The organism is Actinophytocola sp. (assembly GCF_036555685.1).
In the GTDB taxonomy this organism is placed as follows: Bacteria; Actinomycetota; Actinomycetes; order Mycobacteriales; family Pseudonocardiaceae; genus Actinophytocola.
On record NZ_DATBKY010000238.1, the window covers coordinates 1 to 18,639 of the forward strand.

At 72.8% G+C, this 18,639-nt stretch carries 15 protein-coding genes; 6 read left to right on the plus strand and 9 right to left on the minus strand.

Annotated features, from left to right (window positions below; genetic code table 11):
• From VH969_RS23785 to VH969_RS23805, 5 genes are all read left to right on the plus strand, one after another.
• Positions 1–458, plus strand: a 458-nt coding sequence (locus VH969_RS23785) for a phosphopantetheine-binding protein (protein ID WP_331977896.1), incomplete at its 5' end; no start/stop codon positions are given.
• Positions 455–6,025: an SDR family NAD(P)-dependent oxidoreductase gene (locus VH969_RS23790; protein ID WP_331977898.1), complete on the plus strand. Its 5,571-nt coding sequence runs from the start codon at positions 455–457 to the stop codon at positions 6,023–6,025. The genes VH969_RS23785 and VH969_RS23790, both read left to right, overlap by 4 nt.
• Positions 6,026–6,029: 4 nt before the next feature.
• Positions 6,030–6,857 carry a phytanoyl-CoA dioxygenase family protein gene (locus VH969_RS23795; RefSeq protein ID WP_331977900.1) on the plus strand — a complete coding sequence of 276 codons (828 nt, stop codon included), beginning with the start codon at positions 6,030–6,032 and terminating at the stop codon, positions 6,855–6,857.
• Positions 6,858–6,861: 4 nt separating this feature from the next.
• Positions 6,862–8,652, plus strand: a complete 1,791-nt coding sequence (locus VH969_RS23800) for a gamma-glutamyltransferase family protein (protein WP_331977902.1) — start codon at positions 6,862–6,864, stop codon at positions 8,650–8,652.
• 18 nt (positions 8,653–8,670) lie between these two features.
• A complete protein-coding gene (locus VH969_RS23805) occupies positions 8,671–9,972 on the plus strand; it encodes an MFS transporter (protein WP_331977904.1) in 1,302 nt (433 codons plus the stop codon).
• On the opposite strand, the gene VH969_RS23810 is transcribed toward VH969_RS23805, so the two are convergent.
• The 9 genes from VH969_RS23810 to VH969_RS23850 all read right to left on the minus strand — a co-directional run bounded on the left by VH969_RS23810 (position 9,941) and on the right by VH969_RS23850 (position 17,954).
• Positions 9,941–10,522, minus strand: coding sequence for a GNAT family N-acetyltransferase (locus VH969_RS23810; protein WP_331977906.1), 582 nt, complete (start codon positions 10,520–10,522; stop codon positions 9,941–9,943). The genes VH969_RS23805 and VH969_RS23810 overlap by 32 nt on opposite strands.
• A 70-nt stretch (positions 10,523–10,592) precedes the next feature.
• Entirely contained in the window at positions 10,593–11,507 is a 915-nt protein-coding gene (locus VH969_RS23815) for an NAD-dependent epimerase/dehydratase family protein (protein WP_331977908.1), read from the minus strand.
• A 34-nt stretch (positions 11,508–11,541) separates the two neighbouring features.
• On the minus strand, positions 11,542–12,108 hold the full coding sequence (locus VH969_RS23820; RefSeq protein WP_331977910.1) for an anthrone oxygenase family protein: 567 nt from the start codon (positions 12,106–12,108) through the stop codon (positions 11,542–11,544).
• 57 nt (positions 12,109–12,165) lie between these two features.
• Positions 12,166–12,891, minus strand: coding sequence for an ATP-binding cassette domain-containing protein (locus VH969_RS23825; RefSeq protein WP_331977912.1), 726 nt, complete (start codon positions 12,889–12,891; stop codon positions 12,166–12,168).
• 66 nt (positions 12,892–12,957) lie between these two features.
• Positions 12,958–13,596: a 4'-phosphopantetheinyl transferase family protein gene (locus VH969_RS23830; protein WP_331977914.1), complete on the minus strand. Its 639-nt coding sequence runs from the start codon at positions 13,594–13,596 to the stop codon at positions 12,958–12,960.
• Between the two features lies 1 nt (position 13,597).
• A complete protein-coding gene (locus VH969_RS23835; protein ID WP_331977916.1) occupies positions 13,598–14,089 on the minus strand; it encodes an anthrone oxygenase family protein in 492 nt (163 codons plus the stop codon).
• Between the two features lie 75 nt (positions 14,090–14,164).
• Complete coding sequence (locus VH969_RS23840) at positions 14,165–15,472, minus strand: alpha/beta fold hydrolase (protein ID WP_331977918.1); 1,308 nt, start codon at positions 15,470–15,472, stop codon at positions 14,165–14,167.
• 51 nt (positions 15,473–15,523) lie between these two features.
• A complete protein-coding gene (locus tag VH969_RS23845) occupies positions 15,524–17,059 on the minus strand; it encodes a flavin-containing monooxygenase (protein ID WP_331977920.1) in 1,536 nt (511 codons plus the stop codon).
• A gap of 10 nt (positions 17,060–17,069) precedes the next feature.
• On the minus strand, positions 17,070–17,954 hold the full coding sequence (locus VH969_RS23850; RefSeq protein ID WP_331977922.1) for a class I SAM-dependent methyltransferase: 885 nt from the start codon (positions 17,952–17,954) through the stop codon (positions 17,070–17,072).
• A gap of 264 nt (positions 17,955–18,218) precedes the next feature.
• On the opposite strand from VH969_RS23850, the gene VH969_RS23855 reads away from it, so the two are divergent.
• Complete coding sequence (locus VH969_RS23855) at positions 18,219–18,482, plus strand: hypothetical protein (protein ID WP_331977924.1); 264 nt, start codon at positions 18,219–18,221, stop codon at positions 18,480–18,482.
• Positions 18,483–18,639: the final 157 nt, after the last annotated feature.

The following is an 18,639-nucleotide window of genomic DNA, read 5'->3' on the forward strand; positions in this document are numbered from 1 at the left end:
CCACACTGCTCCCCGACTACATGATCCCCGCACGCATCCTCGTCCTCGACCACTTCCCCCTCACCACCAACGCAAAAGTCGACCGCCGAGCACTCCTCACCCTCGCCCAAAACACCCACCAACCACCCACCACACCCACCACCACACCCACCACCACACCCACCGACACACCCACCACCGACACCCAACGCCGCATCGCCACCCTCTGGACCGAGACGCTCGGCCTCGAGCGCATCGGCGTCCACGACAACTTCTTCGATCTCGGCGGCGACTCCCGGACGCTGGTGGCGCTGACCGAGCGGCTGCGCCGGTCGATCAAGGCGGACCTGCGCGTGGTGGACGTCATGGGTCACCCGAGCGTGGCCGAGCTGTCCAGACTTCTGGATGCCGGCAGCGGTTCGTCCACTTTGGCCACGCGAGCGAGCAGGCGCGCCCAGGAGAGGAGGCGTCGGAGATGACCACAGGTGTGACCCCGTCCGCCGACGGCGACCGGATCGCGATCATCGGCATGGCGGGCAGGTTTCCGGGCGCGCCGGACGTGGACGCGCTGTGGGCGCTGTCCGCGGCCGGCCACAGCGGACTGACCGAGCTGAGCGACCGCCGGCCCGGGCTCGTACCGGTGCGCGGCGTGGTCGAGGACGCCGACCGGTTCGACGCGGCGTTCTTCGGCATCCCCGAGCGCGAGGCGCGGATGCTCGACGCGCAGCAGCGCGTGCTGCTGGAGGTGGCACAGCACGCGTTCGACGACGCGGCCGTCGACTACACCGCGGTCGAGAACGTGGCCGTCTACACCGCCTGCGCGCCACATCCCACCCGGCTCGCCGAAGGGTCCCTGTCCGAGCGGTACGAGCACCAGCTCGCCAACGAGGCCGGGTTCGCCGCCATGCGCCTCGCCTACCGGCTCAGGCTGCGCGGCGAGAGCATCAGCGTGGAGACGGCCTGCTCCTCCTCCCTGACCGCGGTCCACCTCGCCTGCCAGAGCCTGCTGAGCGGTCAGGCCGACGTCGCCCTGGCCGGCGGCGTGTCGATCCCGCCCGACCAGGACGAGGGCTACGCGGTCGAGGCGGGCATGATCGCCTCCCCGACCGGCCGGTGCCGCCCGTTCGACGGCTCGGCCGACGGGACCGTGCCGGGTGCCGGGGCCGGGCTGGTCGTCCTCAAGCGACTCGCCGACGCCGTCCGGGATCACGACCGGATCCGCGCGGTCGTCCTGGCGACCGCCGCGAACAACGACGGCGCGACCAAGATCGGCTTCATGGCGCCCTCACCCGAGGGCCAGGCCGAGGTGATCGCGACGGCACACGCGGTGGCCGGCGTGGCGGCGGGTTCCGTGGGTTACGTGGAGACGCATGGGACCGCGACCAAGCTCGGCGACGCGGCCGAGATCGAGGGGCTGCGCCGCAGCTTCGAGCTCGATCACGGCAGGGACCGGTCCTGCGCGCTGGGTTCGCTCAAGGCCAACTGCGGGCATCTCGACCGGGCCGCCGGAGTCGCCGGCCTGATCCGGGCCACGCTGGCCCTCCAGCACCGGACGATCCCCCCGATGGCGGGCTTCACCCGGCCGAATCCAGAGCTCGATCTCGAGTCGGCGAAGTTCCGGATCCCGACCGGCGCCGAGCCCTGGGCGGCCCACGACGGGCCACGGCGGGCCGGGGTCAGCGCCTTCGGCGTCGGCGGCACCAACGTGCACGTGGTCCTGGAAGAGGCACCGGAACCGGGTGACCAGCCGGAACAGCCGGCTCGCCCGGTGCTGCTCGCGCTCAGCGGGCACTCGCCGGCCGCGGTCCGCCGCCAGGCCGACGAGCTCGCCGGGTACCTGGCCGAGGGCGAGCACGACCTGGCCGCCGTCGGCCGGTCGCTCGCGACCGGGCGGCGGCAACGTGAGTACCGGACGGCCGTCGCGGCGGCGAGCCCGCGCGAGGCGGCGGCCGCGCTGCGCGACGCCCGGCCGGCGGTACCGGGCGGCGAGCGGCCCACGGTCGTCTTCGCCTTTCCCGGGCAAGGTGTGCCCTATGTGGACGGTCTGGCCGGGCTCTACGCGTCGCAGCCGGTCTTCCGCCGGGCGATCGACGCGCACGCCGAGATCCTCGGCCACCACCTCGGCTACGACATCCGCGCCGATCTGTACGGCGACCTCGATCCCGCGGCCCTCGAGGAGAGGTTCCGCGACGTGCGGCGCTTCCAGCCCGCCGCGCTGGCCGTCGAGCTCGCGCTGGTCGAGATGTGGCGGTCCTGGGGGCTCGAACCCGACGTGGTGCTCGGGCACAGCAAGGGTGAGGTCGCGGCGGCGGCCTGTGCCGGTGTCTTCACGACCGAGGACGCGCTCGCGTTCATCGTCGAGCGCAGCTCGGCCATGTACGACGCCGAGCCGGGCGCGAGCATCAGCGTCGCGCTGCCCGCGGCACGCGTGGCCGAGCTGCTCCCCGAGGGGACGGTGATCGCGGCGCTCAACGGGGCCGAGCTCACCACGGTCACCGGCCCGCCGGAGCGCATCGAACCGTTCGCCGAGCGGCTCTCCGCGAGCGGCGCCCACGTCCGCCGCCTGCACATCCACACGACGCCGCACAGCCCGGCCATGTTCACCGCCGCGGAGCGGCTGCACGACTTCACCGCGTCGCTTCCGCTCTCCGCGCCGCACGTCCGGCTGCTGGCGAACGTGACCGGCGGCTGGGGCGACGGCCAGCTGTCCACAGCGGACTACTGGCGCGACCAGCTCCGCTCCCCCGTCCGGTTCGCCGAGCAGCTGGAGAAGATCACGGAGCTGCCCGCCCCGCTGGTCGTCGTGATCGGGGCCGACGAGGGCTTCGGCCGGATGATCGACCACGAGATCGGTTCGGACGTGGCCGCGGTCGTGCCGTCGGTGCTCGACCCCGCTGCCGGCGACGCGGACCTGCTGCGGGCGGCCGGGATCGCCTGGAGCCACGGCGCGGACATCGACCTGCCGCGGTTGCTGCCCCCGTCGCCGCATCGGGCCATCCTGCCGCCCACCCCGTTCGATCACGGCCGCCGCTGGCCACGCCAGGAGCAGGCGCCGGCGGTCGCGCGGGCCGCGAAGGCACCGGTCCGGCGCACCGATCCGGACAGCTGGCTGTACGAGCCGAAGTGGGTCCGGCCCGCCGCGGGCGCGCGCCGGGCTCCCGAGCGGGTCGGGTGGCTCGGCGGCGGCGACGACGTGCGCGCGGCGGTGGCCGCCGAGCTGGGCCGCGCGGGTGGACGACTGGTCCCCTACGCGGAGATGGTGCCGTCGGACGGTGCGTACGACGTGCTGTGGTGGGTCGGGGACGCGGGAGCGGACCTGTTGAGCCGCGCCTGGGAGATCGGCGAGCACCTGTCCCGCGAGCACCCGGGGAGTCGCGTGTGGCTGCTCGCCCCGCCGGCGGGCCCGGACTCGCCGGCACTGTCGCCGCGAAGCCTCGCGCTCGGCGCGGCCCGCGTGCTGCCGCAGGAGCTGCCCGGACCGGCTTGGCATGTCGTCGAGCTCGCCGGCCACCTCTCCGGGGACCTCGCCGACGACCTCGCCGCGCGCGACCTGCTCGGTCTGGTCGGCGCCGCCGGTCCCGCGACGGTCCTGCGGGGTGGCGCCGACGGCTACCACGAGCTGACCTTCGACCGGGCCTGGCCGGACTGGCGGCCGCGCCGGCTGCGCGAGCACGGCTGCTACGTGATCACCGGCGGCGCGGGCATCGTGGGCCGGGCGCTCGCGGTCGCCCTCTGCCGGGAGGTGCCCGCCACGATCGTCGTCACCGGACGCCGGCCGGAGGCCGAGGCCGGCCTCGGTGACCTGACCGCCGCGGTGGCGGCGCTCGGGTCGTCGGTCGGCTACCGCAGGGTCGACGTCACCGACTCCCGGGCGGTCGCGGAGCTGTTCGCCGACCTTCGCGCGCGGTTCGGCCGGATCGACGGCGTGATCCACGCGGCGGCGATGACCGATCGCGACGAGTTCGCCATCGCCCGCGACGCCGACGCGGACACGGTCACCGCCATCGCGGCGGCGAAGGTGCTCGGCTGCCGGAACATCGCGTCGGCGCTCGGCGACGACGACGCGGACTTCGTGCTCCTGTGCTCGAGCCTGTCGACGATCCTCGGCGGGCTGCGGTTCGGGCCGTACGTCGCGGCCAACGCCGAGCTGGAGGCGTTCGCGGCGGCGCGGCACGAGCTCGGTGACCGGCGCTGGCTCGCGGTCGGCTGGGACGTGTGGAGCGAGACCGTGCTGGCGGACCAGGCCGGCCCGGGCCGCTACGCGCTCACCCCCGACGACGGGCACGAGGTGTTCCGCCGCCTTCTCGCGGCGCGCGGAGCTGTGGTCCACACCTCGACGGGCGACCTGCACGACCGCATGTCCGAAGTGGCCACTGCGCTCGCCACCGGGTTCGCCGCCGCGGACGACGCCGCCGCGGCGGCCACCGGCGAGGTCACCCCGGAGGAAGCCGTCCGGACGGCGATCCTGGAGACGCTCGGCAACGTCCCGGCCGACCGCGACCGCGACCTGCGGACCGACGGTGTCGAGTCCCTCACCGTCCTGCAGATCGTCCGCCGGCTGGAGGCGGCGGTCGGCGTCCGGATCCCGCTGGGCGAGGCATTCGGCGCGTTGACCGTGGCCGGCCTCGAGGAGCTGGCGCGCCGGCAGGGCGCCGGCCCGGTCACGGCGGTGCCCGGCGGGACCGGCAGGACCGGCGGGACCGGCGGGACTGGCGGGACAGGGGGCGAGCGCGAGTCGTACCCGACCACCGCCGTCCAGCGCCGCTGGCTCGACCTGCTGCCGGACGGCTACGGCGGCATCGACCTCGCGCTCGAGATCACCGGCGTCAACCCGGCCGGCCTCGCCGAGGCGATCACGCGGGTGGTCGACCGCCACTCCGCGCTGCGGACCACGTTCCACCGAACCGACGGCGGCTGGACGCAACGAGTCCGGCCGGCGGCGGAGGCCAAGATCGTCGACCTGACGGAGCTCCGCGCTTCGCAGCAGCACAACGAGCTGGCCGCGATCAACGAGTCGATCGCGGAACGCTGGTTCGACGTCTCGGTCAACCCGCCGTTCGAGGTGACAGTCGTCGCGCTCGGGCCGGACCGGTCCGCGCTGCTGCTGCACGCACACCACGTGACGATCGACGGCTGGTCCTCCAGCCTGTTCCTGCGCGACGTCGTCCTGGCCACCGAGGGCCGGCTGAGCGGACGAGCGCCCCAGTACGTCGACCACGCGGCCGCGGAGGCCCGGTTCCTGGCCGGCGACGCCGCCGAGCGCGCACTCGCCTACTGGCGGGACCACTTCCGCGGCGCACCGGCCCCGACGCGGATCACCCCGAGCCACGACGTCGCCGACGAGACCGACCGGGGCGACCACCTCCCGCTCCGGTTCCCGCCCGACCTCGTGCGCCTGCTGAAGGAACGGGCGGTCGCGGCGAACACGACGGTGTTCGCGTTGATGATGACCGCGTTCGGGATGCTCGTGCATCACCGCAGTGGCGGCCGGACCGACCTCGTAGTCGGGACCACGTCCGCCGGGCGCACGTCCATCGAGGCCGAGGAGACGGTCGGCGTCTTCGTCAACCCGCTGCCGCTGCGGCTGCGGGTGGCGCCGGACCAACCGCTCCGGGACCTCGTCGGGGAGGTCCACCGGACGCTGCTCGGCTTTCACGAACACGGCCACGTGCCGATGGAAAGCCTGGTGCGCTCCGTCGAACCGTTCGTCGGAGCCGGCCTGAACGACACGTTCCACTGCTACCTGCTGTACCAGAACTACTGGCGGCCGGAGACGGGCGACATCGGCGTCCGCCGGCTGGACGTACCCGGCGGCGGGCACCACAAGCTGATGCGCGAGTTCGAGATCGTCCTCGAGGAGGACGGCTCCGGCCGGCTGTCCGGCGAGCTCTGGTACCTGCCGAGCCGCTTCTCCACCGCGGCCGTGCGCCGCTGGGGCGAGCTCTACGCCGAACTGCTCCACGCGATCGCCGCCGGCGTGACCGACGTCGCGGTGGCCGACGTGCTCGCGCGCTGCGAAACCGACACTCACGAGGAAGAGGAGTGACAGCATGACCGACCAGACCGGCGACTACCGGATCGACTTCGAGCTGAACGACCGCAACAACGGGTTCCCGCGGCGCCCGGTGGACGTGCACGCGACGCGCGACGAGGTCGAGGACTTCGTGCGCGACGGGTTCCTGCTCCGCAAGGGACTCATCTCGCAGGACTGGCTCGCGGAGTTCAACGACGCCCTCGACGAGATCGTGCGGGCCGAGGCGGGCAAGCCCGGCGCCGAGGTGCTCGAAGGCAACGGGCTGTACTTCCGCTCCCTGCTCAACAAGAGCGAGACGTTCCACCGGATGATCCAGTTCCCGCCGACGCTCTCGATCGCTCGCGCGCTGCTCGGCCCGCAGGTCACCTTCGACATGGAGGCCCGGATCGCCCTGGCGGGCGTGCCCGCAGCCGGCGTGCCGTGGCACATCCACATGCGGGTGATCCCGGATCCGATGCCGCCGTTCTTCTGCTACCCGCACAGCGTGCACGGCTTGATCTACCTGGACCCGGTGGGCGAGCTCGAGGGACCGCTGTGCGTGGTCCCGGGCAGCCACCGAAACCCGCGGCTCGACCTCGACGGCAGCTACGAGCCGCACCCCGACGAGGTGCGCCTGACGTTCGATCCGGGCGACTGCATCCTGCTGCACGGAAACCTGTGGCACCGCACGGTGCCCACCGCGCCGAACTGCGGCCGCCGGGGGCTGCTCCTGTTCGGCTACGCCCCGTCCTGGCTGAAGAACGACCTCGCCCGTGGCGTCAAGACCGACGGCTCGCTCACCGAGCAGCTGCGGGCGTCCGGTGACCCGGAGCTCGTCGAGCTGCTCGACGGGTTCCACTGGTGACGCGATGAGCATGCGGCCCGAACCCAGCGGATCCGTCGGGATGGCGGCGTCCTCGCACTGGCTCGCGTCGGCCTCCGCGATGTCGGTGCTGGAGCGCGGCGGGAACGCCGCCGACGCCGCGGCCGCCGCCGGGTTCGTGCTGCAGGTGGTGACACCGCAGCTGCACGGACCCGGCGGGGAGGTGCCGATCCTGTTGTGGGACACCGAGACCGAGAAGGTCTCGGTGGTCAACGGTCAGGGACAGGTGCCGCGGCGGGCGACCATCGAGCACTTCGAGAGCCTCGGCCTGGACCTCGTCCCCGGGACCGGCCTGCTCGCGGCGACCGTGCCCGGCGCGTTCGGTGCCTGGACCCTGCTCGTCGAGCGGTACGGGACCTGGCGCGTCGGGCAGGTGCTCGAGTACGCGATCCACTATGCCGAGCGGGGTTTCCCGCTGGTCGGTGAGATCGTCGAGACGGTGGCCAAGAACGAGGCCACGTTGCGGAACGAGTGGACGTCCACAGGGGACGTCTACCTGCCGGGCGGGCGGCTGCCGGAGGCGAACACGCAGTTCCGCAATCCCGTGCTGGCCGCGACGTTCCGCCGGATCGTCACGGAGGCGCAGGCCCGGTCCACGACCCGCGAGGGTCAGCTCGCCGCGGCGCGTGCGGTCTTCTACGAGGGGTTCGTCGCGGACGCGATCTGCCGCTACGTCGCGGCGACCGAGGCGATGGACACCTCGGGGCGGCGCCACCGCGGCCTGCTGGACGGCGACGACCTGGCCGCGTTCCAGCCGGCCGTCGAGGAGCCGGTGCGGTTCGACTACGGCGGGTACGCCGTGCACAAGACCCGGCCCTGGGGCCAGGGACCGGTGCTGCTCCAGGAGCTGAGCCTGCTCGCCGGGTTCGACCTCGACGGCCACGACCACCTGTCGGCGGACTTCGTCCACCTGGTCGTCGAGTGCACGAAGCTCGCCTTCGCCGACCGCGAGGCCTGGTACGGCGATCCCGAGCGGACACACGTCCCGGTGAAGGAGCTGCTGTCCAGCGAGTACGCCGATCAGCGGCGGCGTCTGGTCGGCCGGGAGGCCTCGTACGAGCTGCGGCCGGGGTCGCCGGACGAGCGGGAACCGAGGCTGCCCGCGATCGTCCGGCAGCGCTGGGCGGCAGCGCTACCGCCGGGCGCCCCGGACCCGGGCCCCGAGTCGCCCGCCGGGCAACCGAAGTACGGCGACACCTGCCACGTGGACGTCGTCGACTCGCGCGGCATGATGATCTCCGCGACCCCCAGCGGCGGCTGGCTGCAGGGCTCGCCCGTCATTCCGGAACTCGGCTTCAGCCTCGGCGTTCGCGGCCAGACATTCTGGCTCGAGCCCGGCCACCCCAACTCGCTGGTGCCCGGCGGGCGCCCGCGGACGACGCTGTCGCCGACGCTCGTGACCTTCGACGGCGCGCCACACCTGGCCTTCGGCACCAGCGGCGGGGACCAGCAGGACCAGTGGCAGCTCGCCTTCTTCCTGGCGCAGGCGCACGGCAAGGCGTCGATGCAGGAAGCCATCGAGCAGCCGCGCTTCCACACGGCGCACTTCCCCAACTCGTTCTTCCCGCGGAAGGCCAAGCCGGGCCGGGTCGTGGTCGAGGACCGGATCGACCCCGCGGTGGTGGACGAGCTGCGCGGGCGCGGTCACGAGGTCGTGCTGGTGCGCGGCTGGTCCGAGGGGCCCCGGTTGTGCGCCGTCCGCCGGGATCCGGTGTCCGGCGTGCTGAGCGGCGCCGCGGATCCGCGCGGCAGCCAGGCATACGCGGTGGGCCGCTAGGCCCGGGAGGTGTCTCGAGTGCGCAGTGGACGGTCACCGGGCCGGGAGTACTACCGGTTCATCTCGGCGAGCCTCGCGTCGAACCTCGGCGACGGCATCTCGCTCGTCGTCTACCCGTGGCTGGCCGCGATCCTGACGCGGGATCCGGTACTCATCGGCCTGACGCTGGCGATCTGGCGGGCGCCGTGGCTGCTCTTCAGCCTGCCGATGGGCGTGTTGCTCGACCGGACGAACCGGTTCGACGCCATGGTCCGGGCCAACGTCGTGCGGGCGGCGCTGGCGGTGCTCGTGGCCGTGCTGTTCTCCGTCGGCCTCATGGACGTCTGGCTGTTCTACGCCTGCGTGTTCCTGCTCGGCAGCTGCACGGTGCTCTACCAGCTCGCCGCGGAGACGGCCGTACCGTCCCTTGTGGACGGAAAGCGCCTCGAGCAGGCGTACGGAAGCCTGTGGTCCTTCGAGCTGCTCGCCAGCCAGTTCGGGGGGCCGTTGCTCGCCGGGCTCCTGATCGGCGGCCTGCTCTTCGTACCGCTCACGGCGAGCGCGGCCGCCACCGCCGTCGCCGCCCTGCTGCTGTCGTGGGTCTCCCGCAGCGCGTCCCCACCGGGCGCGACGACGGCCGACCGGGCCGGCGCCGGGCGCCGGGCGGCGCGCATGTCGCGGCAGGTCAAGGAAGCGCTGGTGCACCTCGGCCGGGACCGCAGGCTGCGCGCACTCGCGCTGACACTGGCCGTCCTGAACCCGGTCGTCGCGATGGTGCAGGCGACGTTCCTGCTCTACGTGCAGGAAGTCCTCAGTGGCGGGTCGCTGACCTACGGCGCGCTCGTGGCCGCCGGGGGTGTCGGGGGCATCGCCGGCGGGCTGTGCGCGAAGAGGCTCACCGAGCGGCTGTCGATCGGCGCGATCCTGTGCTCGTTCTTCTACATCGCCGCGGTCGTCCACGTCGGCATCGCGCTGGTGGCGGCACCGGTGGTGGTGGGCGCGCTGAACTTCGCGTTCAACTTCACCGTGATCGTGTGGAACGTGGTGGCCAGGTCGAGCCGGCAGCGGATCATGTCCGACGAGATGCGCGGCCGGGTCACCAGCGCGATGCGCTTCCTCAGCTGGGGTCTCGTGCCCGCCGGGTTCCTCGCCGGCGGGGTTGTCGTGAAGGCTCTCGAGCCGGTCGTGGGCCGGGACTGGGCACTGCGCGCACCGATGCTCGCCGGCGCCGCGCTGTTCGTGCTGATCGGGCTGGTGGCCGGCCGGACGCTGACCACGAAGTACATGACGGCCCCCGACGAGAAGGCCGCTAGGCCCGCCGCGATGGCCCGGCGTCCCTGATCGCCGCGTAGAGGACCAGGTCCCGCCGGGAGCCGCCGATCTCCATGAAGCTGCGCAGCAACCCTTCCCGCTCGTAGCCCGCGCGCTCGGCGGTGCGGATCGACCCGGTGTTCCACGGCTCGATGTGGACCTCGATGCGATGCACCTCCGCGATCGTCCACGCGAACGTGGTCAGCGCGGACAGGGCGTCCGACGCCACACCACGGCCCCGGGCCCGCGGTAGCACGGCATATCCGGCGCTGGTGCGGCCCTCCCGGATGTCCTTCAGCCAGAGCCCGATCTGACCGAGGGCGTCCCCGCTCCGCGCGTCGGCGATCGCGAAGGAGAAGCCGACACCTTCGGCCAGCCGGGTGTTCTGCCGGGCGATCCACTCCGCGGCCTGCTGCCCCGTCGCCCGCGCGACAAGGGTCGTCACCTGCGGAACGTAGGGATCGTGCGACAGCTCCACCACCGCGTCGACGTCCTCGGCCCGAAACCGCCGCAGCACGACGCGCCCCCACCGGGGGGCGGTCGCCGGCCACGAGAGCGCCGACACCTCGTTGCTCCGCACGATCCCGGACTCCATCGTTCGAACGCCAGCTCGGACGCCAGTTCGGACGCGGTGACCACCGTACCCGTACTCAGTGCGGTGCGACCCGGTCCGAGCCGCCGCCTCCGGTGGCGAACCAGTCCACCGCCGGCTCCGTCCGCTTGGCACGCCAGCCGGTCGCCTCTGTGAAGGCGGCCGAGCTCAGCCGCTGGGAGCGCGCCAGGATCGCGAGGAAGCCGCGGGTCAGCGGGCGGGGCAGGGTACGCGCCCGGCGGGCTCCCGCCGCCTCGGCGACGACGCGGCCGAAGTCGCGCTTGCGCACCGGCGTGGCACCCAGGTTGTAGACGCCGCCCGGGGCCCCCAGGGCGGCGACCACACCGGCCGCGGCGTCCGACGGGTGGATCGCGGTGAGCCAGCCGTCCGGGTCGCCGAAGTAGACCGGGCCGCCGCGGCGGGCGCCGCGCACGATCCAGTTCGTGATGGGGTCGTCACCGTGCAGGGTGGCGATGCGCAGCCGCACCGCCTCGCGGCCCTCCCCGGCGAAGGACTCGGCGTTGGCGTGTGCGGTCATCGCCGCCCGGGTGGGGCCGGCGGGGTCGAGTGCCGCCCGCTCGTCGAGCTCGGCGTCGCCACCGTCGGCGTAGACCAGGGACACGCCCTCCTGCACGAGCACCCGCACGTCCGCGGCCCGCGCGGCCTGCGCGACGGCCAGGCTGGCGTCGGCGCGCAGGCGGTCGTTGTCCGCCCAGTTGCGTGCCCGCAGCATCCGGCGGCCCGCCGGGATCCGGGTCGCCACGTTGAGCACGGCCTCGTGCCCGCGGCACGCGGCGATCATGGACTCCACGTCGAACACGTCCGCGACCACCGGCGTGATGCCCAGCTCGCGCACCGCGACGGCGCGCTCGGGGCTGCGGGCCAGGCCGGTCACCTCGTGCCCCTCGGCCAGCAGTGCCAGCACGACCTCCCGGCCGAGCACCCCGGTCGATCCGATCAACAACACGCGCACCGCAGCCACCTCTCGTCGCAGGAAGGTCCGCCGTTCATCGAGCGCGCCGCAGCGAGACGGCCCGGCCCAGGCACACCAGCGCCAGGGTGCACGCGATCGTGCGAACCACGTTGTATGCGTCCCACGGTCCCTCGAAATCCGCCCGCGCCGCGGCGAGGTCCGCGGTGCCGCCGGGCAGCCCGGCCTTGGCCAGCTGCTGGTTCAGCGGGATGTTGAACCCCATGGTGACGGCGAGGGCCACCACGTAGAGGGCGAGACCCGCGATGATCCAGCGGGCCGCCGCCCGCGCCCCCATGCGGTGGTGCATGATCGCGGCCGCGCCGCTGAACACGAACGCGCCGGTGAACGTGAGCAGGAAGGCCTGGTTGTTCTCGATCGAGACGTTGATCTTGTTCATCACCTCGACGAACTTCTCGTCGTCCACTGTGGCCAGTGCGGGCATCACCGACACGGCGAACGCGAAGAAGGTGCCCGCCATCAGACCGACGGTGGCCGCCGCGGCAGCCAGCACGAATCCGGCCAGCCGGCCGGTACCTCCCTTGCGTGGGCCACCCGAAGGCGGTCCGCCCACCCCGGCCGGGAAGCTCGTGCTCTGCGTCATGTCTCTCCCTTTCTCGTCGAACGTGCGGGTCGAACGTGCGGGTCGAACGTGCGGTGTTCAGGCGGCCGTCAGGCCGGCGCGCTCGCCGCGGAGCCGGCCGCGGTCGAGCACGCCGAGGCGGTCGCACACCGCCCGCGCCTCGTCCGTGGTGCCCGCGGCGTACAGCACGGAGATGCCGGTGTCGCGCAGCCGGCGGACGGTGGCGAGCAGCCGGTCCGCCTCGGGGCCACCGATGCCGGCGAGGAACTGGTCGAGCACGAGGACGCTGGGATCGGGCAGCAGCGCCGTGGCGAGGCCCAGCGCGCGGCGTACCGGGGCCGGGCACCGGTCGGCCACGGCCTGCGCGTGCCCGGCCAGGTCGACCAGGCCGAGCACCTCCGCGATCCGCTCGCGGTCCACAAGCGACGGACGGGGCAGCGTGCGTGCCCAGAACCGCAGTGTCTCCAGGACCGTCGCGCCCGGCAGGACGGCCACGTCCTGGGCCAGGTACCCCACGAGCGCCGTCCGCGCGTGCACGGAAAGCTGGTCGAGGCGCCGGCCGTGGGCGAGCACGGTGCCGGCATCGGCACTGCGCAGGCCACCCGCGGCGAGCAGGAGGGTGGACTTGCCGGAGCCGGGCGGGCCGGCCACGCCGTAGACCTCACCCGGCCGCACGTCGAACCAGACGTCGTCCAGGACGGCCCGGCCCCCGAGGCGCATGGACAGCCCCTGGCAGGACAGCGCCGCCGCGTGCCCGGCCAGACCGGCGGCGCGGTCGGTCGTGGCGACTGTGTTTCGTCCCATGACACCAGGCTCACAGCCCACCGCGCCGGGAAGAAGAGACTCGAGCACCTCTCGACCATGAATTCCTCATGCCACGATCGTGGCCAGCACGAGACCGGCTCGAACGAGCCAGCGACCGGTGAGCTCGCCCAGGTCGTGGCGCGTGCCACCGGGGTGCACCGTCGCGGCGAGCGTGCCGTCGGGCTCGATGCGCACGGTCGCGTCGCGGAAGCCGAGCCACTGCCGTCCCACCGGGAACCAGGCCTTGTAGACCGCCTCCTTGGCGCAGAAGAGCAGCCGGTCCCAGGGGATGGCGGGCGCCGCGCCGGCGAGCTCGGCCAGCCGCTCGCGCTCGGCGGGCGACGTGACCAGGCCGAGCACCCCGGCGGGGAGCGGGGCGGCCGGCTCGGCGTCGATGCCGAGCACGGCCAGTTGCCCGGCGCCGGCCACGGCGGCGGCGCGGTACCCGGCGCAGTGCGTCATGCTGCCGACCACGCCGTCGGGCCACCGGGGCGCGCCGCCCTCGCCGCGCGGGAGCGCGGCCGGCGCCACGCCCAGCTCCCCCAGCGCCCGCCGGGCGCAGCGGCGCACGGTGGCGTACTCGCGGCGCCGCTTGGCCTTCGCGCCGGCGAGCTGCGCCTCCTCCTCCGCGAACAACGGCGCGGGCTCGAGGTCGTCGAACGCGTGGGCCGAGGCGACGCCGAGCGGGAGGATCGCGGAGATCACGTCAGAACCCGAACGCCACCAGCGCCCAGCACAGGCAGCCGAACGCGGCGAAGTGCAGCGCGGTACGGATCGAGTTCAGCCGCGTCCACGGCGCCTCGTACCGGGTGCGCACCCTCGTCGGGTGCGCCATGGTGTCCGGCCGGCCCGCCGCGTCGAGCTGCTTGTTGAGCGGCACGTTGCCGCCACCGGTGACGAGGAACGCCACCAGGTTGAGCGCGAACGCGAGACCGGCCGGGGCGAGCGCCGCGCCACGGTCGCCGGCGAGCAGCAGTACCGCCGCCAGGGCGCTGAGCAAGACCGAGCCGAGGAAGATGACCATGAACCGTCCATTGAGGATCGCCCGGTTGATCTTCTGGTTCACCTCGACGTAGGTCCGGTCGTCGACGTCGCGCATCGCGACGAGCACGGACATGGCGAACCCGTAGAACAGGCCGGTCACCAGCGCGGTGGTCATCGTCGCGAGGACCAGGACCGCGACCTGGAGGATCTGCATTCGCACACTCCTTTCAGACACCGGAACCTCCGCCGCGCACGGGACGCGACGGAGGTCCGGCCGGGATCGACGCGACTAGGCCAGCCCGGCGATCGCCTCGGCGACGCGTTCCGGCGCTTCCAGGGGCAGCATGTGCCCGAGGTCGGCCAGCCGCTCGTACGAGGCGTTCGGCAGCGCGTCGGCGACGGCCTCGCCCAGGTCGGGGTCGATCACCGTGTCGGCGGTGCCGGCCAGCACGACTGCCGGCACCGGGACGGCACGCAGGCCCTCCCGCAGGTCCATCCCGCGCGACGAGCGGAAGTAGTCCGCCCGCACCTGGCCCGGGGTGGCCGCGAACAACCGCCGGTTCGCCTCCAGCGCGTCCGCCGCCACGCCCGGCCCCATCGTCTTGGCCAGCATCTTGCGGCCGAGAGCCGCCCGCCGCAGCGCCCAGCTGAAGACCGGGTTGCCCATCAGCTTGACCTCGCTGTCGGGGGTCTCCTGGTCGTGGGCGGCGGTGGCGAGCAGCGCGAGCCCGCGCAGCCGGGTGGCCGCGTCCTCGGCGTGCCCGATCGCGTAGGCCATGGCCGCGAAGCCGCCACCGGAGTGCCCGGCCACGACCGCGTCCTTCGCGTCCACCGCGGCGAGCACGTCGGCGAGGTCGGCGCCGAGCCGCTCGATGCCGACCGGCTCGCTGCCGAGCGTCGACTCGCCGTGCCCGCGCTGGTCGTAGGCGACCACCGTGTGCCCGAGCCCGGCGAGGCGGCCGGCGACCCCGGTCCACACCTCGCGCCCGGCCGCCCAGCCGTGCACGAGCACCACGGTGCCCGCCCCCGCGCCGGGCGGCGGGCCGTAGACGTCGACCGCGAGCCGCGCGCCGTCGCCGGTGCGCACCGTGCGCCGCACCGCCCGCCCGGCCTCGGTCGTCACCTCGTCCGCGCCGCCGACCAGCTGGTTGAGCCGGGCGAAGGCGGCACGGGTGGCCGTCGTGTGCTCCACGCCGATGTCGGCGACCTTGCCCAGCAGCCGGGCGATGCCCTGCGGCTCGGCCTGGAAGTGCATGGACAGCCGGGTGCGCCGGCCACCGGCCGCCGGCTCCAGGACGAACTCGCAGGTGCCGATGAAGGCGCCCGACACGTAGTCGGCCGCGAGCCGGCGGCCCGGCTCCACCTCACGGGTGCGTGCGGTGAAGCGGAGCTTGGGGCCGCCCTTGTCCATCCCCTTGGGGTGCACGGTCACCGTGGTCTCGCCGCCCACCTCCTCGGGCGGCACGTCGCCCGGCTCGAAGGTGTTCTTGGGCACCCACCAGGAAGCGCCACCGTTGAGCTCGGCGACGAGTTCCTTCCAGACGACGTCCGGTGACGTGTCGATGAACGTGGTGTCGATGATGTCGTAGCCACTCATGTCGCGGCCCTCCCTCACAGGCTGGTTGCTGGCCGAGGAAACGGCCACGTGTCAGTGCGGCTGCGCGTACTCGGCGCCGGAGACCGTGGCGAGCTGGTAGGCCGCCAGGTCGAACCGCTTGAGCTGCTTGCGGAACTGCGCCGTCGAGCCCGGCCAGATGGACGGGTTGCGGCCGTGGTCGTCGAGGTACCAGCTGGCGCAGCTGCCCGCGTTCCACACGGTGGTCTGCAGCTTCTTCTGGACCGTCTCGTTGTAGGCCTGCTGCGCGTCGGCGTGCACGGCGACGCTCGCGAGACCGCGCTTCTCCATCTGCTCGAGCGCGTCGGCCACGTAGGCGATCTGGGACTCGATCATCACCGTCTGCGAGGAGTGGCCGAGGGTGGTGTTCGGTCCGAGCAGCATGAACAGGTTGGGGAAGCCGGCCACGGTCGTGCCGCGGTAGGCCGTCATCCCGTCCGCCTGCCAGGCCTGCGCGAGCGACGTGCCCGCCGCACCCAGCACCCGCTGCGCGACCGGGCGGTCGGTGGCCCGGAAGCCGGTGCCGAGGATGATCGCGTCGACCTCGCGCTCGCGGCCGTCGGCCGTGACGACCGAGTTCGCCCGCACCTCGGCGATGCCGTCGGTGACCAGCTCGACGTTCGGCTGCTGGATCGCCGGGTAGTAGGTGTTGGAGAACAGCATCCGCTTGCACCCGACGGTGAAGTCCGGGGTGAGCCGCGCCCGCAGCTCCGGGTCCGGCACGCTCTTGTTCAGGTGCTTGACCATCATGCCCTGCACGGTCTTCTCCGCCATCGCGGGACGGGCGAAGATGAACGAGAGGATCTCGCGGCCGCGCTGGTTGTAGCCACGGCGGAACTTCTGGTAGCCGGGCACGTTGCGGAACAGCCACTGGCGGAACCGGCCGTTGGGCTTGTCGTTCTTGGGCCCGATCCACGCCGGCGTCCGCTGGTAGATGTCGAGCCGGCCCACCCGCGGCTGGATCTTCGGCACGAACTGCAGCGCCGAGGCACCGGTGCCGATCACGGCCACCCGCTTGCCGGTCAGGTCGTAGTCGTGGTCCCAGGTCGAGGAGTGGAACACCTTGCCCTGGAAGCCGGACAGGCCCTTGATGTCCGGGACCACCGGGTCACTCAGGTAGCCGCTGCCGGTCACCAGCACCTGGGCGGTGTACTCGCCCTGGCTCGTCTCGATGTGCCAGCGGCGCAGGTTCTCGTCCCAGCGCGCGCCGAGCAGCTCGTGGTGGAACCGGATGTAGGGCCGCACGCCGAACCGGTCGGCGCAGTCCCGCAGGTAGTCGTACAGCTCCGGCTGCTTGCCGTAGGTGCTCTGCCAGTCGGTGGGCTGGGCGAAGGAGAACGAGTACAGCAGGGCGGCGACATCGCACTCGGCGCCCGGGTACGTGTTGTCCCGCCAGGTGCCGCCGACCTCCCCGGCCCGCTCGAAGATCAGGAAGTCGTCCTTTCCGGACTTCAGCAGGCGGATCGCCATGCCCAGCCCGGAGAAGCCGGCACCGATGATCGCCACCCGGACGTGCGGGAGGCGGCCGCCGGTGCGGACGTCGCCCGGCGCGGAGTCAGTGATCGTCATGGTGGCCTCCTCAGGCGTTCCGCGAGAGCACGATGCGGAAGTTGTTGAAGATCTTGTCCTCGAGCGTGTACGCGAAGATGTCGAGGTAGCGCTCGAACCGGGCGACGACCTCCTCGCCCTGCATCGCCACCGCCTCGTCGCGGCGCTCGGCGAGGTTCTCCAGCCACGCACGGCAGGCCTGGCTGAAGGTCTCCCGCTCGTTGCGGAGCTCGATGATCTCGAAGAGGCCCTCGGCGGCCTGGACGAGCTCGTTCGTGTGCGGGATGTAGCAGCCCTGGAACTCCTCGCGCTGCAGGAACTTCAGGTCGTCGATGAGCTTGCGGGACAGCGGCGGGTTCTCGATCGTCATCATGTGCAGCACCAGGCGGCCGTCCACCTTGAGCAGCGAGTGGCACTGGGCGAAGAACGCGCGGAACCGCTTGACCCGCTCCTTGGGCGGCAGCGAGGACAGCACGAAGTGCTCGAGCGCGTTGACGCAGAACGCGGCGTCGTAGGGCTCTTCGGTGCGGTGGTCCTCCCAGCTCTCGACCTTGATGTCGATCCGCGGGTTGTGCAGCGAGTCGACGAACTCCTTCTGGGTCCGGCTCAGCGTGACGCCGACGGCCTGCTTGACGTCGTGGACCGTGGTCGCGCGGTCGAGCAGGGTGCCCCAGCCGCTGCCGATGTCGAGGATCCGCTCGGCGCCCACCGCGCCGGCGATCTCGATGAACGCGTCGAGCTTGCGGAACTGGGCGGCGTCGTGGCCTGCACGCAGGTCCTCGCCCTCGGCCCAGTAGCCGCCGGAGTACATCATGGCCGGCCCCAGCAGGAGGCGGTAGAAGTCGTTGCTCACCTCGTAGTGGTGCCGGATGGCGTCGACCTCCGGGTTCACCGGCTTGTTCTCGACCGTGGTCATCCTCGCCTCATTTCTCGTGCCTGCTCCGGGGCCGCTGGCGCGGGGCCGTCGGCGTTCGATGTGTCGCGAAGAGGGAAACGCGAGGGCCGCAAGAGACCCGCAACAGCGGCCCGCCCGCCGGCCGCGCCGGACGGTCGGCGGACGCGGGCTTGCGCTTCCGTTGCGTGGCTCGGCTTTGCTTCCACCACGACATGCGCACGACATGCGCATCAGGGAGTGGCCGGCATCGCGTCTGCCTCCCCGAAGCCGAGAGGAGCCACGCTCATGGAACTGCCCACCGTCGAGGACCTGGCGGCCCAGCTGGAGGACGTGTCGGGTGCGGAGTCGATCGACGTCGACGCGGCGCTGCAGAAGCTGTCCGATGTCGACTCGCTGGATCTGATGGAGTGGCTGTACAACTTCCAGTCCGCGTACCCGCACATCCCGGCCGACGAGTCCCTGTTCAGCGACATGGACGACACGACGACGCTGCGCACCGTGCACGGCCGCATCGTGGAGCTCGTCGCCCAGCCGAGCGCGCAGAGCTAGCGACCGGCATGACGGGCTTCGAGATCGCCGGCTGGGGCATGTCCGTGCCCGAGCGGGTGGTGACCAGTGTCGAGATCGCCGAGCGATTCGGGGTGACCGAGGACTGGGTCGTCAGCAGGTGCGGTATCCGGGAACGGCGGTTCGTCTCCCCCGGGGA